This window comes from Kitasatospora sp. NPDC056783 (genome assembly GCF_042789895.1).
Classification (GTDB): Bacteria; Actinomycetota; Actinomycetes; order Streptomycetales; family Streptomycetaceae; genus Kitasatospora.
Map to the genome: position 1 here is coordinate 1 of NZ_JBHUAF010000095.1, position 25297 is coordinate 25297.

Below are 25297 nucleotides of genomic sequence, written 5' to 3' on the forward strand. Positions count from 1 at the left end.
GGTGTCACCGACGCCCGGGCCCGGATGCGCGGCGGCGGGCTCAGTGGGCGACGAGTTGCAGGTCCGTGGACGCCTCCTCCACCATCGCCACGCCGATCCGGCTCACCCGGACGGAGAAGGGCTCACCCGCCACCCGCAGGCCGGTCAGCTCCAGCTCGCCGAGCGGCGCGGTGCTGGCCGGGCGAACCAGTACCCGGCCGCCCGGGGCGTCGGGCCGGACCCCGGCGAGCGAGAACACCGCGTGCACGGCACCGGCCGCAGAGACCGCCGCCGGGCGGCAGGCCGCCGGGTGCGGCACCGGTGGGAAACCCGGGGTGCGCTGCTCCCCCGCGTACATCTCCGGCAGCCGCCCCTCGAAGTGGGCACCCGCGGCGAGCAGGCCCTCCAGCAGGGTGCCGGCTTCGTTCTCGTGACCGGCCTCGGCCAGTCCGGCGACCGCCAGCGCCGTCTCGTGGACCCGCACCGCGCCACCGCGGTGGCCGAGCGGGTTGAACCGGGGGGACTTGGCACTCAGGGTGCGCAGGCCCCAGCCGCTGTCCAGCTCCGGCGCGACCAGGCGCTGGGCGAGCAGCCGTGTCTGCTCGCGGTCCAGCAGACTCTCGTGCCGGCCGCCGTCGACGGCGAGCCCGGTGTCCAACAGGTGCACCAGGGAGGAGGCGACAGCGGGCAGCGGCTGTCCGCCCGGCGCCAGCCCGGCCGCGGGGCGGCCGCCGGACAGGTCGTCGATCCAGAACCGCTCGCGGAAGCGCCCGCGCAGTGCGGCGGCCCAGCCACGCCACTCCTCGGCGCCCGGCCGGCCGAAGGCCTCCAGCAGCTCGGCCCCGTGCAGGGCGGCGCGGTGGGCCTGCGCCTGGACCTCGGCGCGGGCGGCGACCGGGTGGGCGGAGCGCTCCTCGGCCGGGCGACCGAGGTCGGTGACGAAGCCGTCCACCAGCCCCTCGCGCAGGGCGGCCAGTGCCCGCTCCGCGGCCGGGAGCAGCTCGGCGACCTCCGCCCGGGGCAGGCCCCAGCGCCAGGCCTCGGCCAGCACCGTGACGAACAGCAAGGTCGCCTCGGTGGCGGTGCAGGTGGGCGGCAGCTCGGGACCGCCGTGGCGCAGGGCGCCGGGCAGCAGGCCCTCGGTACGACCCGGGGCGGCGGGCTGCTGACGGCGGGCCAGCGCCCGGAGAGTGCCGGCCGCCAGCCGGGTGCCGAGCGGCAGGGTCAGCCGGGCGGCCCAGAGTGCGTCGGCCGGGGCGAGGCCGAAGCGCCAGGGCGCGCCGGAGGCCGAGTAGAGGTCGGTCGGACGGTCCGGGTCGGCGAACAGCAGCCCGCCGAGGGCGTCCAGCGAGCGGGAGACCAGGACGGCGGCCCGGGCGTCGTCGCTGCGGACCTCCGGATCGGACCAGGGCAGCGGGACACCGGTGCCGCGTCCGCCCGGCGGGCGCGGGCCGGTAGCGGCGCTCTCCAGCTCGGTGTGCAGCTCGACCGACCAGCGGGCGCCGGGCTGGATCTCCAGGTCCCAGCGGAGCACTCCGGCACCGGCCAGGACTGCGTGCGGGGAGGGCTGGGCGCTCACCACCGCGCTGTGCACCGGCCCCGTCCAACGCAGCCCGGCGGAGTGCACCTGACCCGGCAGGTCGGGCTGGCGGTACCCGGCGGCGATCTCGGTGACCGGGCCGAGGTCGGTGCCGAGGGCTATCTCCAGCGGCAGCCGGGCGGGTCGCGGACCGGTGTTGCGCACGACCACCGTCTCCACGCCGTCTGCGTGGCGCAGCCGCTCGACGGTGAGCGCCGGGTCCGGGTCGAGGTCTCCGGGGAGGCGGACGGCGCCGAGGAAGCGGGCCTCCGCGGTGCTGGTCAGGGCACCCTGGAGCGGCAGGGGCTCCATGCCGCCCAGTCGCAGCTCCATCCGGGCGAGCACCCGGACGCCGTTGCGGTAGAAGCCGTTCAGGCCGTGGCCGCGCAGCTGGCCGTCGGGGCCGGAGGCTGCCATAGCCGGGGCGTTGACGCAGATGACCGCGTGGTGGACGGCGGGCGGCTGCGGACGCGGCGGGGTCGCCGGCCGGCTCTGGCCGACGGGTGCGCCCGCCGGACCGGCGGCCGGGCCCTGGTCGGGACGGCCCACCAGTCTGGGCGGCGCGCCGACCACGCTCTCGGCCGGCATGGCCTGTGCTGGCCTCATGGCGGTCACCGGACTCTCCTCCCCTCGGCGGTCCGGTGGCCGGGTCAGGCCGGTGGGCCGCGAGCATGCTCGATCGCGTGCTGATGGTGCCGGGCCGACGGGGTGTCCCGTCGGCGGGTGTGCCGTGCCTGGCCGTACCCGGTGGCGGGTCGTGCCATGCGGTGCTCGGTACCGGTCCGGTACCGGCGCGCCGCGCCTTCGTTCCGGGGCCCGCCACCACGCCCGGTAGGCCGTCAGGTCCGGCGTCCCGGCCTACCGGTGACGCCCTTCCCCCTGCCGCGCCCGCCGGACCGCCCGACCCCGCAGGGGGACCGTACGTGGTGCCGCAGCGGCCGCCGGCCGCTGCCGGCGCCCGGGCGGCCTGGCCGCACCGCCCGGAGTTCGGTCCGCCCGAGCCGGGCGATGGCCCCCGAAGTCAACGCCGCGCACCGTCACCAGGTCACGCACCGCCGCTGCGCCGCTGGTCGGGCGGCTCCGCCGGGCGGCCGTGCCGCTTCCGCCGAACGGCACCGAGGCCTTACGGCGGGCACGTCACCATCCACCGTCCGAGGCCCGGGGACCTGCCGTCCTGGCCGTCGAGGGGCAGGCTCGGGCCCGACGCCGGTCGGTACCGGCCGTCCGATCGGACGGACTGTGCGGTCGAACCGGCGCTCGACCGCCGCCAGGATACGGTGCGGGGGTCGCGGCCCCCGCACCCGGTGACCCCGTGAACCGCGACGCCACCGCTGTGACCAGCAGAGACCGAGGAGTTGCATGTCCGCCATCAGCCGGCTGCCCGGGATTGTCACGACCGATCACATCTTCCAGCTGCCGCTCGACCACGCCGCCCCTCAGGGCGAGCGGATCGAGGTGTACGCCCGCGAGGTGGTGGCCGTCGGCCGCGAGCGGGACGACCTGCCCTGGCTGGTCTTCCTTCAGGGAGGGCCGGGCGGCAAGGCTGCCCGGCCACTCGGCCGGGACGCCTGGCTGGACCGCGCCCTGGACGACTACCGGGTGCTCCTGCTCGACCAGCGCGGCACCGGACGGTCCACCCCCGCGACCCGGCAGACCCTCGCCCGGCGCGGCGGCCCGCAGGAGCAGGCGAACTACCTGGCCCACTTCCGCGCGGACTCGATCGTCCGGGACGCCGAGCTGATCCGTGAGCGGCTGCTCGGCGCCGACCGCCGCTGGAGCGTGCTCGGCCAGAGCTTCGGCGGCTTCTGCACCCTCACCTACCTGTCCATCGCGCCCGAAGGCCTGACCGAGGCCTTCATCACCGGTGGCCTCGCCGGGCTCGGCAGCTCGGCCGACGACGTCTACCGCGCCGCATACCCGCGCGTGGTCGGCAAGAACGAGGGCCACTACGCCCGGTTTCCGCAGGACGTCGAGGCGGTGCGCCGGATCGCCGCCCACCTCGCCGACGCCCCCGCGACCCTGCCGGACGGCGGCCGGCTCACCGTCGAGGCGTTCCAGGCCCTCGGCCTGCTGCTCGGCGGCGGCAGCGGCTCCGGCACGCTGCACCACCTGCTGGAGGAGGCCTGGGTGGAGGGCTCGGCCGGGCCCGAACTCTCCGACACCTTCCTGGCCGGCGCCCAGGCCCAGCTCTCCTTCGCGGGCGGCCCGCTCTACGCGGTGCTGCACGAGTCGATCTACGGCCAGCGGTCGGTGGACCAAGGCGGCACCGCCTGGGCGGCCGAGCGGGTCCGCAAGGAGTTCCCGCGGTTCGACGCCCGGGCCGCGCTGGAGTCCGACGCTCCGGTGCTGTTCACCGGGGAGATGATCTACCCCTGGATGTTCGACACCGACCCGGCGCTGCGCCCACTGAAGGAGACCGCGGAGCTGCTCGCCGCCCGCACCGACTGGCCCAACCTGTACGACCGGGCCCGGCTGGCCGCCAACACCGTGCCGGTCGTCGCGGCGGTGTACCACGACGACATGTACGTGGACACCGCCGATTCGCTGGAGACCGCCCGCGCGGTGCGCGGCCTGCGGACCTGGATCACCAATGAGTGGGAGCACGACGGCCTTCGGGCGAGCGGCGGCAAGGTGCTGGACCGCCTGATCAAGATGGCACGCGGCGAGGCGTAGCGGCCGACGGGCCGGTACGGCCGCACGGAGCGGCTCAGTGCGCACGGTGGACTCCTCTCGTCCCCCGTCGGACGCCCCGGCAGCGATGGAGCCCGGTACGGGCGGCGTGCGCCCCGACCGCCCGGCCGAGCCGCAGGGCCCGGGCGGACCGCTCCCCGGCCACCGGGGTGTGCCCGGGCGCGGCGGCCCGTCCGGGTGCCCGCAGCAGGGCGACGGACCCGGTCGCGCCGCCCGGCTCCGGGCCTTCGGAGCCGTCAGGGGCACCCGGACCGTGCTCGGCCGGCGCCGTCGTGGTGGGCGAGCCCTTCCGACGGCCGCCCCGCCGGTGCCGCCGTCCGCCGGAGGAGCGTCCGGGCCGCTCCCCAGTGACCCCGTCGGCCTCGGGGACGGCGGGCCCGGGGGCCGCGTCACCCGGGGACGACAGCCCTTCGGTGGGCGGCGGCTCCTCGGCGCCGGGCGCCCCACCCGTGGGGGGCCGCGGCCCACCCGCCGGGGCCGACGTGATCCCGGGCCCCTCGCGCCGACGGCGTTGGGCCTCGACCGCGGCCAGCAGTCCCTGCGGCGTCATGCCGTCGTTGAGCGACTCGTAGAGCAGCTCGGCCAGCAGGTAGCCCGGGGCGAGCCGTAGGACGTGGCCGAGCACGACCCGGGCCGTCGCCGTGTCCCCGGCGACCCAGGACGTCCAGGACAGCAGGGTGAGCGGGGCCACCGCGCAGCCCTCGTACGGCGGCACGGCCCGCCGGGCGAGGTAGCGCCAGAGCCGCTCGGCCGGGGCCAGCTCGGCGGGCCGGGCGAACTCGACGCCACGGTCCCTCACCAGGCGGTCGCGCAGGGCGAGCAGCAGTTGGGCCGTGCGGTCCGCGTCGAGCTCCCTGGCTCCGGCCTGGAACTCGGCGACGGCCTGGTCGAGCAGGCCGATGCGCTGCTCCCGGGCGAGGGCGTCCACGGACTCGGCCCGGGCGAGCGCCTCGCGCTGGGCGGCGTCCTGCGGCGGACCGACCGGATCCAGCCCGCCGATGATCGCCTTCCGACTGCCGCGCGGCACCAGACCGGCCACCGTCGCGGCGGCGCCCGCCGGGCCCGGATCGGGACCGCGCCGCACCGGATTGCCCGCCGGATCGCAGCAACCGTCGCCGCGGCAGAGGAAGGACCACCAGCGGCCGTCCGAGACGCACAGCGACTCCTTAACGGCCACGCCACGGCGCCCGAAGGCCGCCCGGAGGGCCTCCGCCAGCGGCTGCAGCCCGTCCACCACCGGCGGGGCGTGGGGCGCGCCGGAATCCCGGCAGAGGTAGAGGAGCACCTGGAGCGGCCGGGCGCCGTGCCGCTCGGAGAGGGCCAGCAGCAGGGCCGCCGTCTCCTCCGCCGCGGCCGGCCACTGCGCGGGCGACTGCGGCAGGTCCGCCCGGATCACCCCGCCCTGGTGCAGGCCGGGGCCGTGCAGCCCCACCGCGACGATGCTGTCGTCGGGGTAGAAGCCGAGGAAGTAGGGAAGCAGCTCGGCCATGTCGGCCGGACCGCGCATGACGACCGGCCGGTGATCGGAGGCCGGGCCGAGGGACAGAATGACGTGTTCGTTGTTCATCGCGTTCATGGCCGCAAGAGTGGACCCGATCCACGAGCGGCACGGAAACTTCTTTTTTTCCTGTGGATAACCCGGCCCTCGAATTTCTCTTCACTCATTCGGAGCAGGCGAAACCCGCTCCCGTGAGTGGAATTTGACTGTCGTTCAGCGGACCAGCGGATGAAATACACCCGGCCTTCCCCCGCCTCCGCTCCCCCGCATTCGCCGCTTGTCGGAGGGACGGGGTTACATGGACGCCATGCAGCAGCCCGACACCCACACCACCGCCACCGCCGACCGCGCCGAGGTCCGGGCGCGGGCCGAGGCCGTCCTGCGCGAGCTCGCCGGCCCCGGAGCCACCCTGCGCGAGGACCAGTGGACGGCGATCGAGGCCCTCGTGGTCGACCGCCGCCGCGCCCTCGTCGTCCAGCGCACCGGCTGGGGCAAGTCCGCCGTCTACTTCATCGCCACCGCCCTGCTCCGGGCCCGCGGCGCCGGGCCGACGGTGATCGTGTCGCCGCTGCTCGCCCTGATGCGCAACCAGGTCGAGTCGGCCGGCCGGGCCGGCATCCACGCCCGCACCATCAACTCGGCCAACACCGACGAGTGGGCCGGGGTCCAGGAGGAGGTCGCCGCCGGGAAGGTCGACATCCTGCTGGTCAGCCCCGAGCGGCTGAACAACCCGGACTTCCGCGACCAGGTGCTGCCCGAGCTCGCCGCATCCACCGGCCTGCTGGTGGTCGACGAGGCCCACTGCATCTCGGACTGGGGGCACGACTTCCGCCCCGACTACCGCCGGCTGCGCACCATGCTGGCGGACCTGCCGCCCGGCGTCCCCGTGCTGGCCACCACCGCCACCGCCAACGCCCGGGTCACCGCGGACGTCGCCGAGCAACTCGGCACCGGCGCCACCGACGAGCACGCCCTGGTGCTGCGCGGGCCGCTCGACCGGGAGAGCCTCACCCTGGGCGTGCTCTCCCTGTCCGACCCGGCGCACCGCCTCGCCTGGCTGGCCGACCACCTCGACCGGCTCCCCGGCTCGGGCATCGTCTACACCCTGACGGTGGCCGCCGCCGAGGAGGTGACGGCCTTCCTGCGCGAGCGCGGCTTCCCGGTGGCCTCCTACTCCGGCCGCACCGAGGACGCCGAGCGCCGCACCGCCGAGGCCGACCTGCTGGCCAACCGGGTCAAGGCGCTGGTCGCCACCTCCGCGCTCGGCATGGGCTTCGACAAGCCCGACCTCGGCTTCGTGGTGCACCTCGGCTCGCCCAGCTCGCCGATCGCCTACTACCAGCAGGTCGGCCGCGCCGGGCGAGGCGTGGACCGGGCCGAGGTGCTGCTGCTGCCCGGGCGCGAGGACGAGGCGATCTGGCGCTACTTCGCCTCGCTGGCCTTCCCTCCGGAGGAGCAGGTGCGCCGCACCATCGACGCACTGGCCGAGGCCGGGCGGACGCTCTCCACCGCCGCCCTGGAGCCCCGGGTGGACCTGCGCCGGGCCCGGCTGGAGACCATGCTCAAGGTGCTCGACGTGGACGGCGCCGTCCGCCGGGTCAAGGGCGGCTGGACGGCCACCGGGCAGAGCTGGGAGTACGACACCGCCCGCTACGCCAAGGTCGCCGCCTCCCGGGAGGCGGAACAGCGGGCGATGCGCGAGTATGCGGCGGGCACCGGCTGCCGGATGGAGTTCCTGCGCCGGCAGCTGGACGACGAGCAGGCCGCGCCGTGCGGGCGGTGCGACAACTGCGCGGGGCCGCTGCACACCCCGGACGTCTCCGCCGAGGCGCTGGCCGCCGCCCGGGCCGCGCTCGGCCGCCCGGGCCTGAGCTTCGAGCCGCGTCGGCTCTGGCCGACCGGGATGGACGCGCTCGGGGTGCCGCTCAAGGGACGGATCCCGGCGGGCGAGCAGGCGGAGACGGGCCGGGCACTGGGCCGGCTGTCGGACATCGGCTGGGGCAACCGGCTGCGCACCCTGCTCGCCGACCAGGCGCCGGACGTGCCGGTGCCCGGCGAGGCGGTGGACGCGCTGGTGGCGGTGCTCGCCGACTGGGCCCGCGGTCCGGGCGGCTGGGCCGGTCCCGCGACGGCGGAGGGCACCCGGCTGGAACGGCCCGCCGGCGTGGTGGTCATGGCCTCCTCGACCAGGCCCCGGCTGGTCGGCAGCCTCGGCGCGCGGATCGCCGAGATCGGCCGGCTGCCGCTGCTCGGCCGGATCGAGTACGCCGGCGGGCTGCCGCCGCACGGCGCCCGCAGCAACAGCGCCCAGCGCCTGCACTCCCTGGCCGGCGCGCTCGTCCTGCCCCCGGAGGTGGAGCAGGCGGTCGCGGCCTCCGGCGGCCCGGTGCTGCTGGTGGACGACCTCGTCGACTCCGGGTGGACGGTCACCGTGGCCGCGCGGCTGCTGCGTCGGGCGGGGGCGAGCGCGGTGCTGCCGCTGGTGCTGGCCGTGCAGGGGTGACGGGACGGCGGAAAGCCGCCACGGGAGCCGTTCGCTTCACCCGAACGGCCTAACGGAAAGGGCCAGACGAAGCGATTTCCATCACACCGGCCGAACGACCCGAGAAAGGAGTGCCCCTCATGTCGATGACGGTTCACCCTGCCCTCCGGACGTTGTGGATCAAGGCCCTGAGGCGCCTCGCCGCCGTTCGCACCGTTGTGGAACATATCCGACAGACCATGGGCTATCGGGTGGCGTTCGTAATTTCATCGTTGCCGCCTCACCCCCGATGCCCCGAGAATTGGGAGGTACCCGAAACCCGGTCCGCTGGACCCGCCCTTCGGCGTACCCAGGCACCCGCCTGCCCACGGGCCAGGAAGGAGGATCGTGATCAACGGCATCGACCGAGGTCAGAATCCCTTCTCCGGGAGTCCCGAACCCAGACGGGTGCTGGACCTGGAGACCTGGGCCTCCTCGGGGATCCCGTTGCTGCGCGAACCCCGCGAGTTCGTCCTGGAACTCCACCAACGCCACCTGCCCCAGCCCGGCACCATCGTGGTCGCCGTCCTGGACGCGCTCCACCACCTCGCCGCCTCGGCCTCGTTCACCCCCTGGCCGCATGACACCGACGGCTGGCAGCACCGCAACGCCCTGCTGGCACACCTGCGCAGGATCATCCCGCACGACCTGCGCCTGCCCGAGCCGACCCGGACGACCGTGCTGATGCGCTGCCGCGACGGCGCACCCGGCTGGACGGAGCAGGACGGCGCCTGGATGTGGGCCCTGCGGGACGCGTCCGTACTGCACGGACTGCGCTGCGGCGCGTACATCGGACTCACCCCGGCGGGCTGGCAGGTCCTCGGGGACGGTCGGGGCGGACGCAAGCCGCACGCGGGCTCCTGGGCCGACGGACCGGTGCACACCGTGACGGAACTGCCGCCGCGGTCCGCGCTCGACGCCCCGCGTGGCCAGCGCACCCGTCAACCGACGGCCGAGCAGGCCACGCCGGGCGAGGACGCGACGCACTCCCCGCAGTCCGAGCCGCCGTGGGGTCCGGCCAGGGTCGCAGCGGCCGAACCGACCCGCCGCACCGGTACACGCTGAGCCTGCGGCGACATCGGTTCCACCGGACTGCCGGATCGCCGAACGCACCCGCCCAGCCGGACCGCGACCGACCGCCGACCAGGCCGCCGCCACCACCGTCGCCGCCACCGACCAGACCGACCGCTGCCGACCGCCCGCCGGACGCCGTCCGTCGCAGGACGGACCTCGGGCCCGGCACCGCACGGCGGCACCGGGCCCGAACCGGACAACTGCGATCAGGCCTTGGCCGGGCGACCCTCCGCGACTCCGGCGGAGCCCACGGCAGCCGGGCCGGCGTCACCGCAGACCACCAGCAGCGCGGTCGCGTGGCCGAGCGCCTTGGTGTACGCCTCGGCGGCCCGGGCGGACGGTCCGCCGTTGACCACCAGGACGACCACCTGTCGGCTGACCGGACGGGTCAACGCGGCGTCCGCGTAGAACACGTCCCCGCCCTCGGTGAGCTGCGCCCAGTAGCGCTCCTCACCGAAGGAGAGCTCGTGCTGCTGCCAGGGGTGCGCTTCGCCGACCGTCAGCACCAGGATGTCGCCCGGTTCGCGACCGGACTCCAACAGCAGGTCGACCGCGTCATCGGCGCGCTCCACCGCCTGCGCCGAGGTGGCGGCGATCCGCTGGACCTCCACCTGCGGTGCGGCGGGGGCCGGGCGGCGCGGTGCCGGCCCGGGCTTGGGAATCGGTCGCGGCGGCCCCGGGCGGGCGGCGCGCGGCGGAGCCGGGCGCGGGGACGCCGAGCGGGGGCCGGGCACCGGAGCCGGGGTGGCGACGGTGGTGGTGGGTGCGGTGGCGGGGGCTTGTGCGTCCGACTCGCGGGGGAAGGGAACGCCGGGGCCCGGGAGGCTCTCGTGAATCTCCGGCTCCTCGGGGAAGACAGGCATACCCGGATATCTATCAAATGCCGGTGGGGGTCCGCACGGGTACCCCACCCATTGGCACCGGTCCGCTCCCGCCCCTCCCCGGGGCAATTCCAGACGGATCGTCAAAAACCGAGCGTCAACTGTTCGTCGGCGGACCCTTGGGCGCCGCCCGCACCCTCCCGAACGCGCTTGAGATGACTCCACTTCGACAGTCCGTCCATGTACGCCCAGGAGAGCCGGTGGTGTTCGGTGGGACCGTACTCCTCCAGCGCGGCGCGGTGCACCGGGGACGGATAGCCGGCGTTGTCGGCGAAGCCGTACTCCGGACACCCCTCGCCCAGTTCGGCCATCAGGCCGTCGCGGTGGACCTTGGCGAGCACCGAGGCGGCGGAGACGCAGATGCAGGACTGATCGCCCTTGATCACCGTGCGCACCCGCCACGGGCCACCGAGGTAGTCGTGCTTGCCGTCCAGGATGACCGCGTCGGGTTCGACCGGCAGCGCCTCCAGCGCGCGGACCGCGGCCAGCCGCAGCGCCGCCGTCATGCCGAGTTCGTCGCACTCCTGCGCCGAGGCCTGCCCGAGCGCGTACGCGGTGACCCAGTCGGCGAGGACCGGGGCGAGCGCGCGGCGCCGCAGTTCGGTGAGCAGCTTGGAGTCGGTCAGCCCCTCCGGCGCCCGGCGCAGACCGGTGACGGCCGCGCCGACGGTGACCGGTCCGGCCCAGGCGCCACGCCCCACCTCGTCGAGGCCGACGACGATCTTGGCACCGGCCCGGCGGAGCGAACGTTCGACGGAGTGCGTCGGCGGGACGATGGGCATGGCGAATTCCGTTCAGCTGGACAGCCTCCAGCCTAAGCCCGCCCCACGGCCACCATGTCCGCCTCCGTGGACAGCCGACGCCGGCAACCGTCAGCCGTCCCCGCCGCCAGGCCGACCCCACAGGTGAAGACCGCCTCCCGGTCCGGGCCGGCGGAACAGCCGTCGACCCCCAGGCCCGCCTCAGCCGTCCCCGCGCGCCCGGATCATCGGCTCCAGCACCTCGCCCACCAGCCTGTCGGCGAAGCCCGGCCCCAGGTTCTCCAGCCCGCGGATCTTGACCTGGTAGAGCATCATCGCCGGGATGACGTCCGCTACCAGCGGGGTGGCCGCGCCGGGCCGGACATCGCCGCGCTCGACGCCGCGCCGCAGGATCTCCAGGATGGTCCGCGCGGTCGGCTCGATGACCCGGCCGGCGATGAAGCCCTTGAACACCTCGGCCCGCTCGTGGTCGATCTCGCCCATGATCGCGTTGAGCGCGGAGCCAGCCCGGGAGGCCATCGCTCCGGTGAACCCCTCGATGAGCTGGTGGAGTTCATCGCGCGCGGACCCGAGGTCCGGGGTGTCGTAGGGGCGTGGGAGCGTGGCATCCAGGGCGTCGAGGGCGAGTTCGTCCTTGGAGGCCCAGCGCCGGTAGAGCGCGGCCTTCCCGGTTCGCGCCGCACCGGCGACCCCCTCCATGGTCAGCCGCGCGTATCCGCCGGAGGTGAGCTGGTCGAGCGCGGCTTCGAAGATCGCGCTCTCCAACTCCTTCCCCCGCCGCCGCGCCGGCCGCGTCAGGACCGGACGGGCGGCCCGCACCGGGCACGGGTCGGACTGGCCACCCGGTTCCGCCCGCACCCCGTCTCCGCACGCCCCACTCCGGCCGCCCCGGCACCCGCCCCCGCCCCCGCCCCGACTCCTGCTCCTGCTCCTGCTCCTGCTCCGCCACCGAATCGACCGCCGAATCGACCGGCGACCGCCCGGACCGGTCCGCCACCAGGCGCCGCACCAACCGCTCCATCACCAACCACCCCTAAGGAACGGTTGCGTTCACAATTACGGCCACGATATCGCCCAGATTAGTGAACGATCCCGTTCCTTCCGGGCCTGCGCAAGGGCGCAGCGCCATGCCCGGGCCGACGACTCCGTCGGCCCCGCACCACCGAGCACATAGCCAGCAGGGGGCACATTCATGGCTATCTCCGACACGCTCAGCAAGAACTCACCACCACAGGCGAGCCAGGGGCGGGGCAAGGGCATCACCCTGACCGTCATCGCGGCCACCCAGCTCATGGTGGTCCTCGACGCGACCATCGTGAACATCGCGCTGCCGCACATCTACGTCGTGCTGTTCGTGCAGGGCCCGCTCGGCTACAGCCCGCTGAAGGCCGGCGTCTCCTTCCTCCCCATCAGCGTCTCGATCGTCGCCGCCGCGCAGCTCGCCTCCAACCTCCAGGCCAAGTACGGCCCGAAGCCGTTCATGGCGGGCGGCGCGCTGCTGGTCACCGTCGGCCTCACCTGGCTGACCCAGATGAGCAAGGACAGCGGCTACCTGGACGGGGTGCTCGGCCCCACGGTGGTGTTCGGCTTCGGCATGGGCCTGATCTTCGTCCCGGTGATGCTGATCGCCGTCGCGGGTGTCCCGGCAGAGGAGACCGGCGCCGCCTCCGGCCTGCTCAACTCGATGCAGCAGATCGGCGGTTCACTCGGGCTGTCGATCCTGACCACGGTCTTCGCGCACTACGCCACGGCCGAGGCCGCCGTGCAGCTGCCGAAGTTCATGGAGACCGCGAATCCGGAGCAGCTCGCCTACCTCCAGCAGCACCACGAGTTCCCGACGGGCACGGACGCCGCCAACACGGTGCTCACCGAGGGGATCTCGCACGGCTTCATCGTGGACGCCGCGCTCGCGGCGGTCGCCCTGCTGGTCGCGGTCTTCGCGATCAAGGCCAAGGCCAGTGACCTGCCGAGCGGATCCTCCGCCGTCGCGATGCACTGACGCCGTCGAAGGGGAACACCACCAGAGCCGAACGCCGGCGCGCACGAACATCGACGCACCCGGACGTCGACGTACCGGACGCCAGCCGGGCCGGGCGGGAGCACAGAATTCCCGCCCGGCCCGATCACTGTCCGGCCCCGGTCCGGCCCCGGTCCGACCGGTATCCGCCGACCACCCGTCACCAGCGGTCGTACCCCAGCCCCGCCTGCTCGCACGCGCCGCGCCCGCCCACCACGCGCTCCGCCAACGGCCGCTCGGCAAGGATCTGCCGCGCCCGGGCGACCGAGGCCCCGGCCGCGTACCAGGGCTTCTCCGCCTGCTCCAGGTCCTGCCTGATCAGCTGGAGCGCGCAGGTCCGCTGCGGGCCGGGGAGCCGGTCGAGGGCCGGCACCGCGTCCGCCGAGAGCCCGCGGACGTTGCGCAGGTCGATGGCCGCGGTCCGGGGGTCGTCCCGCAGGGCCCGCTCGTAGCGGGCGACGTTCTGCTCGGCGACGATCGCGTCCGGGCCCATCAGCCCGTACGCCGCGACGGTCAGCATGCCGCTGAGCACGACGGCGCGGGGCAGCCAGCCGGCGCCGCGGGTCAGCCCGGCGGTGATCAGCAGCAGGAAGACCACGCCCAGCCAGACCTCGACCACCAGGATCCACAGCCGCAGCCGGGTGAGCCCGGAGGCGTCCACGTAGAACCACATCCGGCCGAGCGCCGAGGCGACCACGGCCAGCGCCAGCAGGCAGAGCAACCCCAGCAGGATCCGCGCCACCCGGCGGTCGGCCGGTGTGGTGCGCGGAGCCCACCGCTTGGCGACGGCCACCACGACCAGGGTCAGCACGGTGATCACGGTCAGCTGCCAGAAGCCCTGACGGGCGTACGCGGAGCGGCTCATACCGGTGTTGCGCAGCACCGCGTCCGCACCGCCGAGCACCACGACGGCCTGGACCACCGCGAAGGCGCCGAACAGCAGGTCGAGCGCGACCAGCGGCAGCGCCCACTCCAGCCGGCGCCGCTCCCGGCCCGGCCGGACCACCGTACGGTCCCAGCGGCGCGGGCCGGCCGCGATGTGCGCGAAGCCCAGCGTGGTGAGCGCCCCGAGCGCGAAGAGCAGGACGCGCACCGGGAGCCGGCCGAGATCGAGGCTCGGGCCGAGGTTCCCCAGCAGGTCCGCCATGGCGGCGTCGGCGCTGGCGAACAGCAGGCCGAAGACGGTCAGCAGGGCGGCGGCGACCGCGAGCGCCTTGAGCACCGGGACGATCCGGCCGCGGCCGGGCAGCGTCTGCCTCTCCATGGTCTCCCAGACCCAGACCGCGGAGGGCACCAGCTGCCACAGGATGCCGGGCAGCGCGAGCACCACGCCCGGCCAGCGGCGGCCGCCGTGCAGGGCCAGCGAGGCCAGTGCCAACGCACCGACGACGGCCAGCGCGGCGGGCCGCCCGGCGTCCCACACCGCCGGAACGGCGAGCAGGGCGAGCGCGAGCAGGCTCCACACCACCGTCCAGGGCCGGATCCGCCGACCGGCCGACCGGGCGGCGATCCCGGCCCCGGCCGCGGTGGCGGCGCCGAGCAGCAACAGGTCGGGGCCCAGGCCGTCGTACAGCAGCCATGCCGCCAGCAAGCCGGTGACCAGGGCCGCCAGGAGGACCCGCGGGGTGGCCGCCGCCCGGCGTTCGGGGTCACTGCGGCGCAGCCAGTCGGTGGCCGAGGGCGCGGGCGTGCCGGGTGCCCGGTGCGGGACCGCCTCGGGCCGCGCGTACGGACCGAACGGGTCATACGGGTCGTACGCGCCGTCCGGCCCACCTGTTCCGGACAGGTCACCCGTTCCGGACAGGCCACCCGCCTCCGACGGACCACCCGACTCGGACGGACCGCCCACCGCGGGCGAACCTGCCGCCTCGGGCGAACCTGCCACTTCGGGTGAAACCGGCAAGCCTGGTGAATCGGACGAGGCAGGCATGGACAGGCCTGACATGAGTCCCCCTCAGTGGTCGACGGGCATGCGGAAGCCGCCCACCGGACGGTCCGCCGACGGGCGCGTTCGGCGCCCCGGCCGCTGCCGACTGTAGACCATTCTGAACAAGTTCAAAAGCTGGGACTGAACGCGTTCAGAACGCTCTGGCCACCAAGGACTCCCCCGGGCCACCCCGGGCTACCCCTTCACCGATCCGGCCAGCAGCCCCCGGACGAAGTACCGCTGGAGACTGAAGAAGACGATCAGCGGCACGGTGATCGACAGGAAGGCCCCGGCCGTGAGCAACTCCCACCGCCCGCCGAGCGAGCCGGACAGCTGCGCCAGCCGTACCGTCATCGGAGCCACCTCCGGCGTGCCGCCCGCGAAGGTCAGCGCGACCAGCAGGTCGTTCCAGACCCACAGGAACTGGAAGATCGCGAACGAGGCCAGCGCCGGGGTGCACAGCGGCAGCACGATCGACCGGAAGATCTTGAAGTGCGAGGCGCCGTCCACCACCGCGGCCTCCATCAGGTCGCGCGGCAGCTGGGCGATGAAGTTGTGCAGCAGGAACACCGCCAGCGGCAGCGCGAACATGGTGTGTGCCAGCCAGACCGTGGCATAGCTGCCCTTCAGGTCCAACGCCGGGATCAGCGTCAGCGGGCCCAGGTGCGCACCGCCGGAGAACAGCCGCAGCAGCGGGATCAGCGCCATCTGGAGCGGCACCACCTGAAGTGCGAACACCGTGAAGAACACCGCGTCGCTCCCCCGGAAGCGCACCCAGGCCAGCGCGTACGCCGCCATCGCCGCCAGCACCAGCGGGAAGACGGTCGCCGGAACGCTGATCGCCAGCGAGTTGACCAGGAACGGCATCAGGCCGGTGGAGACGCCGGGGCCGCCCTCGAACAGCACCGCGTGGTAGTTGCCGAGACCGAAGTCCGGGTGGAGGAAGGCGTTCCACCAGCCACTGTCGGTCACGTCCTGCTTGGGCCGCAGCGAGGTGACCAGCAGGCCCAGCGTCGGGATCGTCCAGAGCACCGTCATCGCGATCACGAACACCGAGGCCAGCGGGCTGCTGAAGGCCTTCCGCACCGCCCCCTCCCGACCCCGCGCCCCCTCCCGACCACCCGTCCCGGTCACCGGACCTCACGCTCCTTCCGCAGCTGGACGATGTTGTAGGCCACCAGCGGCAGCACCGCGAGGAAGAGCAGCACCGCGAGGGCACTGCCCCGCCCGTCGTTGAACTGCACGAAGGACTGCGAGTACATCTCGTTGGCCAGCACCTGGGTGCCGAAGTTGCCGCCGGTCATGGTGCGGACGATGTCGAAGGCCTTCAGGGTGATGAGCATGACGGTGGTCAGCACAACCATCACCGTGGTGCGGATCATCGGCACGGTGACGTACCAGAACAGCCGCACCCCGCTCGCGCCGTCCAGCCTGGCCGCTTCCACGACCTCGTCCGGAATCGCCTTGATCGCCGCCGACAGCACCACCATCGCGAAGCCGGTCTGCACCCAGACCATCACCGCCATCAGCAGGAAGGTGTTCAACGGCTGGGAGAGCAGCCAGTTCGGCGGATCGTCCCAGCCCACCGCGACGGCGAGCTGGCTGAGCAGTCCGATCTGCGGCTGGCCCGGCCCGCGCGACTCGTAGACGAACTTGAAGATGATCGAGGCGCCGACCAGCGAGATCGCCATCGGCATGAAGATCAGTGACTTGTACACCGACTGGCCGCGCATCCGGTCCACCAGGAGCGCCAGCACCAGTCCCAGTCCGGTCGCCGCCAGGGGCACGGCCAGCAGCCAGAGCAGCGTGGTGACCAGCACCTCCCGCACCGAGTCGGAGGTGAAGGCCCAGCCGAAGTTCTCACCACCGACGAACCGGCTGCCGTCGTCGCTCCGGACGCTGAGGTAGACCGTGCGGAGCAGCGGCACGACCAGGCCGACGGCCAGCAGCAGCGCCGCCGGGCCGAGGAACACCGCGACCGCGAGCGGCCGGGCCAGGCGGCCGCGGGCCCGGCCGGCGACCAGGAAGACCACCAGCAGGATGCCGAGGAAGCCCGCGACGGCGCCGAAGGTGTTGCCGAACTTGACCGCGGCGTCGTTCCAGGCGCCGGCCGCCAGTCTCTCGGTGGCCAGTCCCCGGGCGGCCAGGTCGGCCACGGGTGTCGGGAATCCGGGTACGGACATGGCTGCGCGTCCCTTCGGGTGTGGAGGGGAAGGGGGCGGGCGGTGCGGGTGGGTGGCCCCGCACCGCCCTCGACGGGTGGTCCTCGGTGGGCCCGGCCGCCGGAAGCGGGTCCGGTTCGACACCGTCGGCGGGCTCGGCTCCTACGGGACGGGATCGGCTCCGCCTGCGGGCGCGGCTCCTACGGGACGGGACCGGCTCCGCCTGCGGGCGCGGCTCTGCGGGACGGTCCCCACTCCTGCGGGCCCGGCTCGGCTCCGCCCCGCCCCGCCCGGCCCGGCTACTGCGGCCAGGCCGCGTCGATGTCGGCGGCGGTCTTCTGGATCGACTGCCCCTCGGCGAACCAGGCGGTCAGCGACTTCCACTCCTGCCCGGCGCCCACGGCGGCCGGCATCAGGTCGGAGCCGTCGAAGCGGAAGGTGGCCGCCGGGTCGGTCAGCGCCTCGGCCGACAGCTTGTCGATCGGATCGGTGTAGAGGCTCTTGTCCACGCCCTGGTTGGCCGAGACCCAGCCGGTCGCGGTCTTCACCCGGCTGCTCGCCCAGTCCGAGCTGGACAGGTAGTCCTGCACCGCCTGCACCTCGGGCCGTCCGGAGAAGGCCGCCAGGAACTCGCCGCCGCCCTCGACCGGGTTGGCGACGGACGGGTTCACCGCGGGCAGGTGGAAGGCGAAGACGTCCCCGTCCGGGCCGACCTTGGTGCCCTTGGGCCACTGCGCCTCGTAGAACGACGCCTGCTGGAGCATCAGGCACTTGCCGTTCAGGATCGGCGTGCCCGCGTCCTGGAAGGTGGTGGTGGCGATCGACTTCACGTCACCGAAGCCCGCGTTGACCCAGCCCGGGTTCTGCATCCAGTCGGCGACCGTCTTCATCGCGGTGGTGATCTTCTGGTCGGAGAACTTCACCTGGTGGCCGACCCACTGGTCGTACACCTCGCCGCCGAGCGAGCCGAGCACCACCTCCTCCAGCCAGTCGGTGGCCGGCCAGCCGGTGGCCGTCCCGGAGGCGATGCCGCCGCACCACGGCTTGGAGCCGCCCGCCTTGGCGATCCGGTCGCTGAGCGCCATCAGGTCGGCCCAGGTCTTGGGCACCTCGTAGCCGGCCGCCGCGAAGGCCTTCGGCGAGTACCAGACCAGGGACTTCATGTTGGCGCTCATCGGCGCCGCGTAGAAGGTGCCGTTGACCGAGCCGTAGGTCTTCCAGATCGGGCTCCACTTGTCCTGGTTGGCGACGGTCCGGGCGGACGGCTTCACCACCTTGCCGCTCTTCACCATCTGCGCCAGCAGGCCGGGCTGCGGGATGATCGCGAAGTCCGGGGCGTTGCCGCCGGAGACCCGGACCGGCAGCTGGGACTCGAAGTCGTTCGACCCCTCGTAGCTGATCCTGATCCCGGTGCACTTGCCGAACTCGACCCAGGACTTCTCCAGGTTGTCCGACTCCGGGCTCAGGATCGAGGCGAACATCGTCACGGTGGTGCCCGAATGCCCGGCGTAGGGCTGGTACTTGGCGCAGTCACCGGGCAGCGACTCGGCCGATCCGCCTCCGCCGCCGCCCGAGCCGCCGGAACTGTTGGAGCAGGCCGCGGTCAGGGCCAGCACCGCCACCAGGGCGGGCAGGGCGGCCAGACGGCGGCGGGAACTCGGACGCGGCGCGGACGGGTTGAGGGTCAATGCGGTTCTCCTCGCCAGGGCGTACTGCCGAAGGTGGATTGAACGACATCGCGCTGTACCGGAGACGGGCCTACGGGAGATCGCGGAACGGGCTCGCGGGCGGAAGGGGGCCGGACTGATCGACGACGTTAACGCAGCCACCGCGCCGCGCCAAGGTCCGCGTTCGACCTTCACCGGCCGGTGTCCCGACCGTGACCCACGACCAGGTGTTACCCGGAACGTGTTACCCGGAACACCGCCACCGGAAGCCGGATGCCCCGACCGGAAACCCTGCCGGGGCAACAGTCTTGACGTTCCGTCACCTCAGTCGGACCGACAGTTCCCGCAGGCTGTTCACCACCAGGGAGGGACTCGGCCGCAGTTCGGCGTCCGGCACCGCGAGCGACAGGTCCGGAAAGCGCTCGAACAGCGCGCGCAGCCGCCGGTGCTCGGCCGCGCTGTCACCTGCCGGCGGGTCGAGGGCGAATCGGGCCGGGGCAGCGCTCATCGACAACTCTCCTTCGCACGAAGGGTCTTGGCTGGGCGCGGCGAATGGTCGAAGAGGCGCGGCGGATCAGGCCGGGTGGCCCGGGGTGAACGCGACCGGCAGCGCCACCAGCCCGCGCACCCAGGCCGACGGCCGCCACACCAGCGCGTGCTCGGCCACCGCCAACCGGAGGTCCGGCAGCCGGTCGAGCAGCACCTCGATCGCGGTCGTGGCGATCACCTCGGCCGCCTCCTGGGCCGGGAACGGGCAGCCGTGCTCGCCGTACGAGTGGCTCATGTGCGCCCGGTTCCCCTCGGCCGGACGGCCGTCGGCCTGCCGGACCGACGGATCGGCGTTGGCCCCGGCGAACCCGAGCAGGAGCATGTCCCCCTCGGCGATCCGCCGGCCTCCCAGCAGGGTGTCGCGGACCGCCCAGCGGCCGGCGAAGATCTGGGTCGGGGTGTCCTCCCAGAGCGCCTCGTTCAGGGCCTGGCTGATGCTGCGCCGGCCGCCGGCCAGCGAGGCCGCGAACCGCTCGTCGGTGAGCATCAGCCGCAGCGCGTTGGAGATCCAGTACGAGGTCGGCTGGTGCCCGGCGATCAGCAGCACCCGCAGGTCGCGCATCACCTCGTCATGGGTCAGCCCGGCCGGGTGCTCCAGCATCCGCGAGGCGACATCGGCACCCGGGTGCTCGGCCTTCTCCTCCACCAGCGCGAGCATCAGCTCCAGCAGCCGCTGGGCGCCGGTCGGCGCGTCCGGGCCGCCGTCCAGCATGGCCAGCAGCGCCTCGATCAGCTGCGGCGCCTGCTCCTCGTCCAGGCCGAGCACCCGGCACAGCACCACCAGCGGCATCCGGTGCGCGTACTCGGCGACCAGGTCGGCCTCGCCGCGCCCGGCGAACTCGTCGATCAGCCCGTCGGCGATCTCCTCGGCGTGCTTGCGCAGCTCGTACGGGTCGATCCCGGCCAGCGCGTCGGTGACCGCGCGCGAGCGCCGCACGTGCTCCTCGCCCTCGGCGTGGAGGATCGAGGGGACGGGCTCCACCATCGGCTTCAGCGGCCAGTCGGGGGGCAGCGTCGCCCAGGCGTGCCAGCGGCTGGAGTCGCGGCCGAACAGCTGCGGCCGGCCGGTCACCTGCCGGAGCTCGCGGTAGCCGATCACCAGCCAGGCCGGGACGCCGCCGGCCAGCTCGACCGGGGCGACCGGGCCGTGCGCGGCGCGCAGCTCGCGGTAGAGCTGGGCCGGGTCGGTCTGGAAGCGCGGCCCGTACAGCGGCGTGGCACCGGCGTGCGCCGGGCAGCCCGGGGGCGGGGTGGCGGCGGGCTCGGTCACGGGGTGCTCTCCTCGTCGATCGCGGTACGGGCCCCTTCCTGGGCGGCCCCTTCGGGCAGGACGGCCTCACCGGACAGGACGGTCCTGTCGAGTAGGACCGCCTCGCCGGACAGCGCGGCCCCGTCGGCATCGGCCAGCGCGGCCAGGTGGTGGACCAGGGCGATCAGCACCCGCTTGCCTGACTCGCGGTCGCGCGCGTCGCAGTCCACCAGTGGCACCCCGGCCGGCAGGTCCAGGGCCTCGCGGACCTGCTCCAGGGTGTGACTCGGCTCGCCGAAGTTGTTGCGGGCCACGATGAACGGCGTCCCGTGGTGCTCCAGCCGGTCGATCGCGTACCAGGAGTCCTCCAGCCGCCGGGTGTCCACCAGGACGACCGCGCCCAGGGCCCCGCTGAACAGCCGGTCCCAGAGGAACCGGAAGCGCTCCTGTCCGGGCGCGCCGAACAGGTACAGCACCTGGCGCTCGGAGAGGGTGATCCGGCCGAAGTCGAAGGCGACCGTGGTGGAGCGCTTGCCCCAGGCACCGGCCGGGTCGATGCCCTCGCCCGCCTTGGTCATCACCTCTTCGGTGTTCAGCGGGCGGATCTCGCTGACCGAACCGACCAGCGTGGTCTTGCCCGCTCCGAAGCCGCCGACCACGACGATCTTCAGCGCGTTGTCGGCGGTCGCCCGCAGCGGGGTGCGCGGGCCGGCGGGCCGGACAAGGGCGGCGGCCGGGGCCTCAGCAGAGGGCCGGGCCTCACCAACGGCCGGGGCCTCACCAACGGCCGGGGCCTCACCAGCGGCCCGGGCGTCGCCGGCGACCCGGAGGTCAGAGCCGTTCGAGGCCATGCAGCACCTGCTTCAGCGTGTCGAGGTCGGGCAGCCGGGCCTTGTTCGGCGCGAACCGGGGGTGCCGGGCGGTGACCGCTCCGGACTCCAGCAGGTCGCCGAGCAGGATCTTCACCACCGAGACGGGCAGTGACAGCTCCGCCGCCACCTCCACCACGGCGGTCGGCGCCTCGCACATCCGCAGGATCCGGGCGTGTTCCGACTGCATCCCGGGCACGGGCTGACGCTCGGCGACGATCAGGGTGACCAGGTCGAAGGCGTTCTCCGGCGCCCGGCTGCGACCCCGGGTGATGGTGTAGAGGCGGTCCGGGTCCTCGTCGCGGCCCGGCAGCACCGGCCCGGCGTTCATATGCCCGCGCTCTCTTGAGCGGCCTCGTCTTCCGCGCCCCGGGCGGGCGCGCTGAGGTGGACCCCGATCTGCTCGATCAGGCCGTGCATGTTGTGGCCGACCATGCCGACGTCCGCCTCGTCGTCCGTCACCACCGCCAGGTGGGCGCCCTCGCCGGCCGCCACGATGCACAGGATGCCGCCGTGGAACTCGGTCATCGACTGCCGCACGCCGCCGCTGCCGTCGCCGAACTCGATCGAGGCGCCGTGCGCCAGGCTCTGCAGGCCGGAGGCGATGGCGGCCAGCTGGTCGGCCTGGTCGGTGCTCAGCCCGGCGGTGTGGCAGAGCTTGAGGCCGTCGGCGGAGAGGACCAGGGCGTGTCGGGTGCCGGGGGTCGCCGCCAGCAGGTTCTCCAACAGCCAGTCGAGGTCACGGTCGGTGGCACTGCTCATGGGGTGTCCTTCTCGGTGACGGGGGAAGCATCGGGCAAGGTGTCGGGGTCCGTGGTCGGCGACCCGGTCGGGGCCGGCCCGGCAGCGGGCTGCTCGGCCGTCGCGGGACGGGCGGCGGCCCGGCGGAACGCGCCGAATCGGGAGGCCGCGGTCGGCGCCTCGGCGCGTACGGGCCTCTCGGCCCGGGCAGTCGCGGGGGCGTCGGCGGTCGCCGGGGTCTGCCCCCGACGCCGTTGCGGCAGGCCGCTGTCGGTCATCCGGGCGGGCGCGGCCGGCAGGGCGGGCGCGGCGGCGCCCGGTGCCCGGGAGTGCGCCCGCTGTGCGGAGGGCGCCGGGGACGGCAGCGCGGGAACGGAGCCCGCCGGGGTGAGCGCGGGGCGCGCAGCCTCCGTACGCGGCGCCTGTGCCGGAACGGGAGCCCGGCCTGGCGCCTGGCCGGAGGTCGGCGCCGGTTCCGGTTCCGGTACCGGATGCGTGACCAGCTGCTGCGGGATCAGCATCACCACGCCGGTGCCGCCGCGCGCCGACGGCCGGAAGGAGATCTGCAGACCGTGCTTGCGCGCCAGCGCGCCCACCACCGCGAGCCCCAGCCGGGTGCCGGCGGAGAGCGTGGTGAGGTCCAGCGGTTCGGCGGAGACGGCTCGCTCGGCCCGGCGCAGCCAGCTGTCGCTCAGGCCCAGCCCACTGTCCTCGACGGTGACCGCCAGCCCGGCGGGCACCTCCTCGACGTAGACGTGCACCTCGGCCGGCGGGGCGGAGAAGTTGGTGGCGTTGTCCAGCAGCTCGGCCAGCGCGTGCATCACTCCCTCGGCGGCGTACCCGGCGACCGCGGCGGTGCTGGCGTTGTGCAGCCGCACCCGCTGGTAGGCGCCGATCCGGCCGAGCGCGCCGCGCAGCACCGACTCCACCGCGATCGGCTTGGCCCAGCGCCGGCCCGAGCGGGCGCCGGTGAGCACCGCGATGCTGTCGGCCATCCGGCCCGCCTGGGCGGTCGAGTGGTCCAGGCTCAGCAGGTCGCCGAGGACCTCCTCGTCGTGCCGGTGCTGCATCTCGCGCAGTTCGGCGTGCATGCTCGTGGCCAGTGCCTGCACCCGGCCGGCGGCGGTCGCGCAGACCGCGAGAGCGGCGGCCCGCAGCCGCTCGCCCCGGCCGATCTCCTCACCGACGGCGCGCAGCAGACCGTACTGGGGGTGCTTGCGGTGGGCGGCCAGCGCGCTGTCCACGGCCGCGCCGGCCCGCAGCTTCTTCACCACTTCGGGCAGCAGCACCCCGGTGATCCGGTCCAGCTCGGCGCGTTCCGCCTCGACCCGGGCCCGGTCCTCCCGTGCCCCGGCCCGCTCGGAGTCGAGTTCGCCCCGCAGCCGGGACAGTTCGGCGTGCGCGGCGGCGACGTCCGTCTCGGCCCGGGCCTGCTCGGCGCGGGCGAAGTCCCGGTCGGCGAGCGCGGCGGCGGCGCGGTCGGCGGCGGCCGTCTCGGCCTGCCGGGCGGTACCCGCGGCGACCAGTGCGGCCCGGGTCTCCTCGTGCTGCGCGGCCAGCTCCTCGGTGAGGCGGTGGGTGCGCTCGACTCCGCGCGCCGCGAGTCCGACGGCGATCAGCCAGAGCACCGTGACGGCGCCGACCGCGAGCGCGGTGAGCGGCTGGTGCGCACCGAGCGCCCGGGTGATGCCGACCGGCGCGGCGACGAGGGTCAGCAGGACGGCGGCGGCGGTCAGGGCGGCGGTGCGCGGCGCGGGCCGTCGACGCGATCGGCCGTCGGGGCTGGTGGCTTCTCTCATCGGGGCGGTCCTCGGCAACGTCGGCGGGCGGCGGCGCGGCTGTCGGCCGACGACGGTCGGCGCCGGCAGCTGGTCGGGGCGCATACGAGACCGCCCGGCGACGTCGCGAAACGTGCCGGGCGGTTCATCGGTTCACGCTATCTGTCAATCATATCGATTCAGACATTTCCCTCAAGCAGACAGTTGACGGACAATCCCCTTCTTCCACGTCACCCACACGAATCGGCGCCCCGTGCCCCTCCCCCTCGCGCACCGCGCCCAGGTCGACCCCGATCGCGGCCAGCGCCTGCGCCTGGTCCCCGTCGCCCAGCCGGCTCCGCACCGCCCGGCGCGCCGTCTCCCGGTCCAGCCCCGCGTCGACCAGCACGGCGGAGGCGGGATCCTCCGGTCGGCCGAGGATCGCGAGGAGGAGGTGCTCCGTCCCGATGTACTCGTGCCGCAGGACGGGCCGGACCTCAACGCCCGCCGAACCGTCGTTCCAGCGCCTCCTCGAAGGTCCCCCGGCCCACCGCCCGCTCCGGCGTCAGGTTCCCGCCCGCCCGCAGGCCCCGGGCGGTCGCCCCCGGCAGGCGCAGCGGCAGCAGCGGGCGGCGCTTGCCCGCCGCCCGCAGGTAGGCCTCGGCCAGCTCCCGGTACGAACGCACCCGCGGGCCACCCACCTCCGGCGCGAAGCCCGCGGGCCCCTCCCCCACCAGGTCCGCGAGCGCCTCGGCCACCTCCCGCGCGTCCACCGGCTGGAACGCCGCCCCGCTCAGCACCGGGAACACCGGCAGCTTCACGGAGGCGTCGAAGACCCTCAGCACCAGGTCGTGGAACTGCGTCGCCCGCAGCACCGTCCAGCCCAGCCCCGACTCCCGCACCAGCCGCTCGCAGGCGAGCTTCGTCCGGTAGTAGGAGAGCGGCACCCGGTCGATCCCGACGATCGACACGTACACCAGGTGCCGCACCCCGGCCTCGCGCGCCTCCGCCGCCAGCGTCCGGACCGCGGCCACGTCCGCCTTCCCCTGCGTGGTCGCGCAGTCCACCACCACCTCGACCCCGGCCATCGCCCCGGCGATCCCGGCCCCGCTCTCCAGGTCCCCGACCACCCACTCGACCCCGTCGCCGCCGGCCCGCGCCCGCCGGCTCAACCCCCGCACCGCCACCCCGCGCTCCGCCAGCAGCCGCACCACCTCGCGCCCCAGCGTCCCCGTCGCCCCGGTCACCAGCACCGTGCCCGTCACCGCACCACTCCTCTCATCAGGAACCGTCACCCCCAAGGACCGGGCACCGCCCCCGCACGTGACATCGGCATCCCCCGGAACACGAAGAAGCGGGGCGAGGACCGTGAAGG

Annotated in this window: 21 protein-coding genes; 4 read left to right on the top strand and 17 right to left on the bottom strand. The window is 74.3% G+C overall.

Features of this window, described 5'->3' with window-relative positions:
* Positions 1-40 precede the first annotated feature (40 nt).
* Complete coding sequence (locus tag ACFRMQ_RS16435) at positions 41-2164, bottom strand: glycogen debranching N-terminal domain-containing protein (protein WP_380731156.1); 2124 nt, start codon at positions 2162-2164, stop codon at positions 41-43.
* Positions 2165-2917: 753 nt separating this feature from the next.
* On the opposite strand from ACFRMQ_RS16435, the gene ACFRMQ_RS16440 reads away from it, so the two are divergent.
* Positions 2918-4231, top strand: coding sequence for an alpha/beta fold hydrolase (locus ACFRMQ_RS16440; RefSeq protein ID WP_380731140.1), 1314 nt, complete (start codon positions 2918-2920; stop codon positions 4229-4231).
* Between the two features lie 34 nt (positions 4232-4265).
* Here ACFRMQ_RS16440 and ACFRMQ_RS16445 read toward each other — a convergent pair whose 3' ends face one another.
* Complete coding sequence (locus ACFRMQ_RS16445; RefSeq protein ID WP_380731141.1) at positions 4266-5825, bottom strand: DUF4192 family protein; 1560 nt, start codon at positions 5823-5825, stop codon at positions 4266-4268.
* A 229-nt stretch (positions 5826-6054) separates the two neighbouring features.
* Between ACFRMQ_RS16445 and ACFRMQ_RS16450 the strand changes: the two genes are divergently transcribed.
* Together ACFRMQ_RS16450 and ACFRMQ_RS16455 are read left to right on the top strand one after the other, a co-directional pair.
* Positions 6055-8250, top strand: coding sequence for a RecQ family ATP-dependent DNA helicase (locus tag ACFRMQ_RS16450; RefSeq protein ID WP_380731157.1), 2196 nt, complete (start codon positions 6055-6057; stop codon positions 8248-8250).
* Between the two features lie 426 nt (positions 8251-8676).
* Complete coding sequence (locus tag ACFRMQ_RS16455; RefSeq protein WP_380731158.1) at positions 8677-9333, top strand: hypothetical protein; 657 nt, start codon at positions 8677-8679, stop codon at positions 9331-9333.
* Positions 9334-9548: 215 nt separating this feature from the next.
* Here ACFRMQ_RS16455 and ACFRMQ_RS16460 read toward each other — a convergent pair whose 3' ends face one another.
* The 3 genes from ACFRMQ_RS16460 to ACFRMQ_RS16470 form a co-directional block, all read right to left on the bottom strand.
* Positions 9549-10205, bottom strand: a complete 657-nt coding sequence (locus ACFRMQ_RS16460) for a hypothetical protein (protein ID WP_380731142.1) — start codon at positions 10203-10205, stop codon at positions 9549-9551.
* 101 nt (positions 10206-10306) lie between these two features.
* A complete protein-coding gene (locus ACFRMQ_RS16465) occupies positions 10307-11005 on the bottom strand; it encodes a ribonuclease HII (RefSeq protein WP_380731143.1) in 699 nt (232 codons plus the stop codon).
* Positions 11006-11185: 180 nt separating this feature from the next.
* Positions 11186-11749 carry a TetR/AcrR family transcriptional regulator gene (locus ACFRMQ_RS16470; RefSeq protein WP_380731144.1) on the bottom strand — a complete coding sequence of 188 codons (564 nt, stop codon included), beginning with the start codon at positions 11747-11749 and terminating at the stop codon, positions 11186-11188.
* A gap of 427 nt (positions 11750-12176) precedes the next feature.
* Here ACFRMQ_RS16470 and ACFRMQ_RS16475 point away from each other — a divergent pair, with 427 nt between their 5' ends.
* Positions 12177-12983, top strand: a complete 807-nt coding sequence (locus tag ACFRMQ_RS16475; protein WP_380731145.1) for an MFS transporter — start codon at positions 12177-12179, stop codon at positions 12981-12983.
* A 178-nt stretch (positions 12984-13161) separates the two neighbouring features.
* Here the strand turns inward: ACFRMQ_RS16475 and ACFRMQ_RS16480 are convergent, their stop codons facing one another.
* The 12 genes from ACFRMQ_RS16480 to ACFRMQ_RS16535 form a co-directional block, all read right to left on the bottom strand.
* The gene (locus tag ACFRMQ_RS16480) at positions 13162-14850 is read right to left on the bottom strand and encodes a DUF4153 domain-containing protein (RefSeq protein WP_380731146.1); all 1689 of its coding nucleotides are present in this window, start codon (positions 14848-14850) and stop codon (positions 13162-13164) included.
* Positions 14851-15123: 273 nt separating this feature from the next.
* Positions 15124-16014, bottom strand: a complete 891-nt coding sequence (locus tag ACFRMQ_RS16485; protein WP_380731147.1) for a carbohydrate ABC transporter permease — start codon at positions 16012-16014, stop codon at positions 15124-15126.
* A gap of 44 nt (positions 16015-16058) precedes the next feature.
* Positions 16059-17111 (bottom strand): carbohydrate ABC transporter permease, encoded by a 1053-nt coding sequence (locus ACFRMQ_RS16490; protein ID WP_380731148.1) that lies wholly within the window; start codon positions 17109-17111, stop codon positions 16059-16061.
* A gap of 278 nt (positions 17112-17389) precedes the next feature.
* Positions 17390-18778, bottom strand: coding sequence for an ABC transporter substrate-binding protein (locus ACFRMQ_RS16495; RefSeq protein ID WP_380731149.1), 1389 nt, complete (start codon positions 18776-18778; stop codon positions 17390-17392).
* Between the two features lie 298 nt (positions 18779-19076).
* Complete coding sequence (locus ACFRMQ_RS16500) at positions 19077-19265, bottom strand: hypothetical protein (protein ID WP_380731150.1); 189 nt, start codon at positions 19263-19265, stop codon at positions 19077-19079.
* Positions 19266-19331: 66 nt separating this feature from the next.
* Complete coding sequence (locus tag ACFRMQ_RS16505) at positions 19332-20576, bottom strand: cytochrome P450 (RefSeq protein ID WP_380731151.1); 1245 nt, start codon at positions 20574-20576, stop codon at positions 19332-19334.
* Positions 20573-21250 carry an ATP/GTP-binding protein gene (locus ACFRMQ_RS16510; protein WP_380731159.1) on the bottom strand — a complete coding sequence of 226 codons (678 nt, stop codon included), beginning with the start codon at positions 21248-21250 and terminating at the stop codon, positions 20573-20575. The genes ACFRMQ_RS16505 and ACFRMQ_RS16510 overlap by 4 nt, the downstream gene beginning before the upstream one ends.
* A 136-nt stretch (positions 21251-21386) precedes the next feature.
* Positions 21387-21755, bottom strand: coding sequence for a DUF742 domain-containing protein (locus ACFRMQ_RS16515; protein ID WP_380731152.1), 369 nt, complete (start codon positions 21753-21755; stop codon positions 21387-21389).
* Entirely contained in the window at positions 21752-22186 is a 435-nt protein-coding gene (locus ACFRMQ_RS16520) for a roadblock/LC7 domain-containing protein (protein ID WP_380731153.1), read from the bottom strand. The genes ACFRMQ_RS16515 and ACFRMQ_RS16520 overlap by 4 nt, the downstream gene beginning before the upstream one ends.
* Positions 22183-23964 carry an ATP-binding protein gene (locus ACFRMQ_RS16525; RefSeq protein WP_380731154.1) on the bottom strand — a complete coding sequence of 594 codons (1782 nt, stop codon included), beginning with the start codon at positions 23962-23964 and terminating at the stop codon, positions 22183-22185. The genes ACFRMQ_RS16520 and ACFRMQ_RS16525 overlap by 4 nt, the downstream gene beginning before the upstream one ends.
* 148 nt (positions 23965-24112) lie before the next feature.
* Positions 24113-24406, bottom strand: coding sequence for a Clp protease N-terminal domain-containing protein (locus ACFRMQ_RS16530; protein ID WP_380731160.1), 294 nt, complete (start codon positions 24404-24406; stop codon positions 24113-24115).
* 13 nt (positions 24407-24419) lie between these two features.
* Entirely contained in the window at positions 24420-25187 is a 768-nt protein-coding gene (locus tag ACFRMQ_RS16535; protein ID WP_380731155.1) for an SDR family oxidoreductase, read from the bottom strand.
* Positions 25188-25297: the final 110 nt, after the last annotated feature.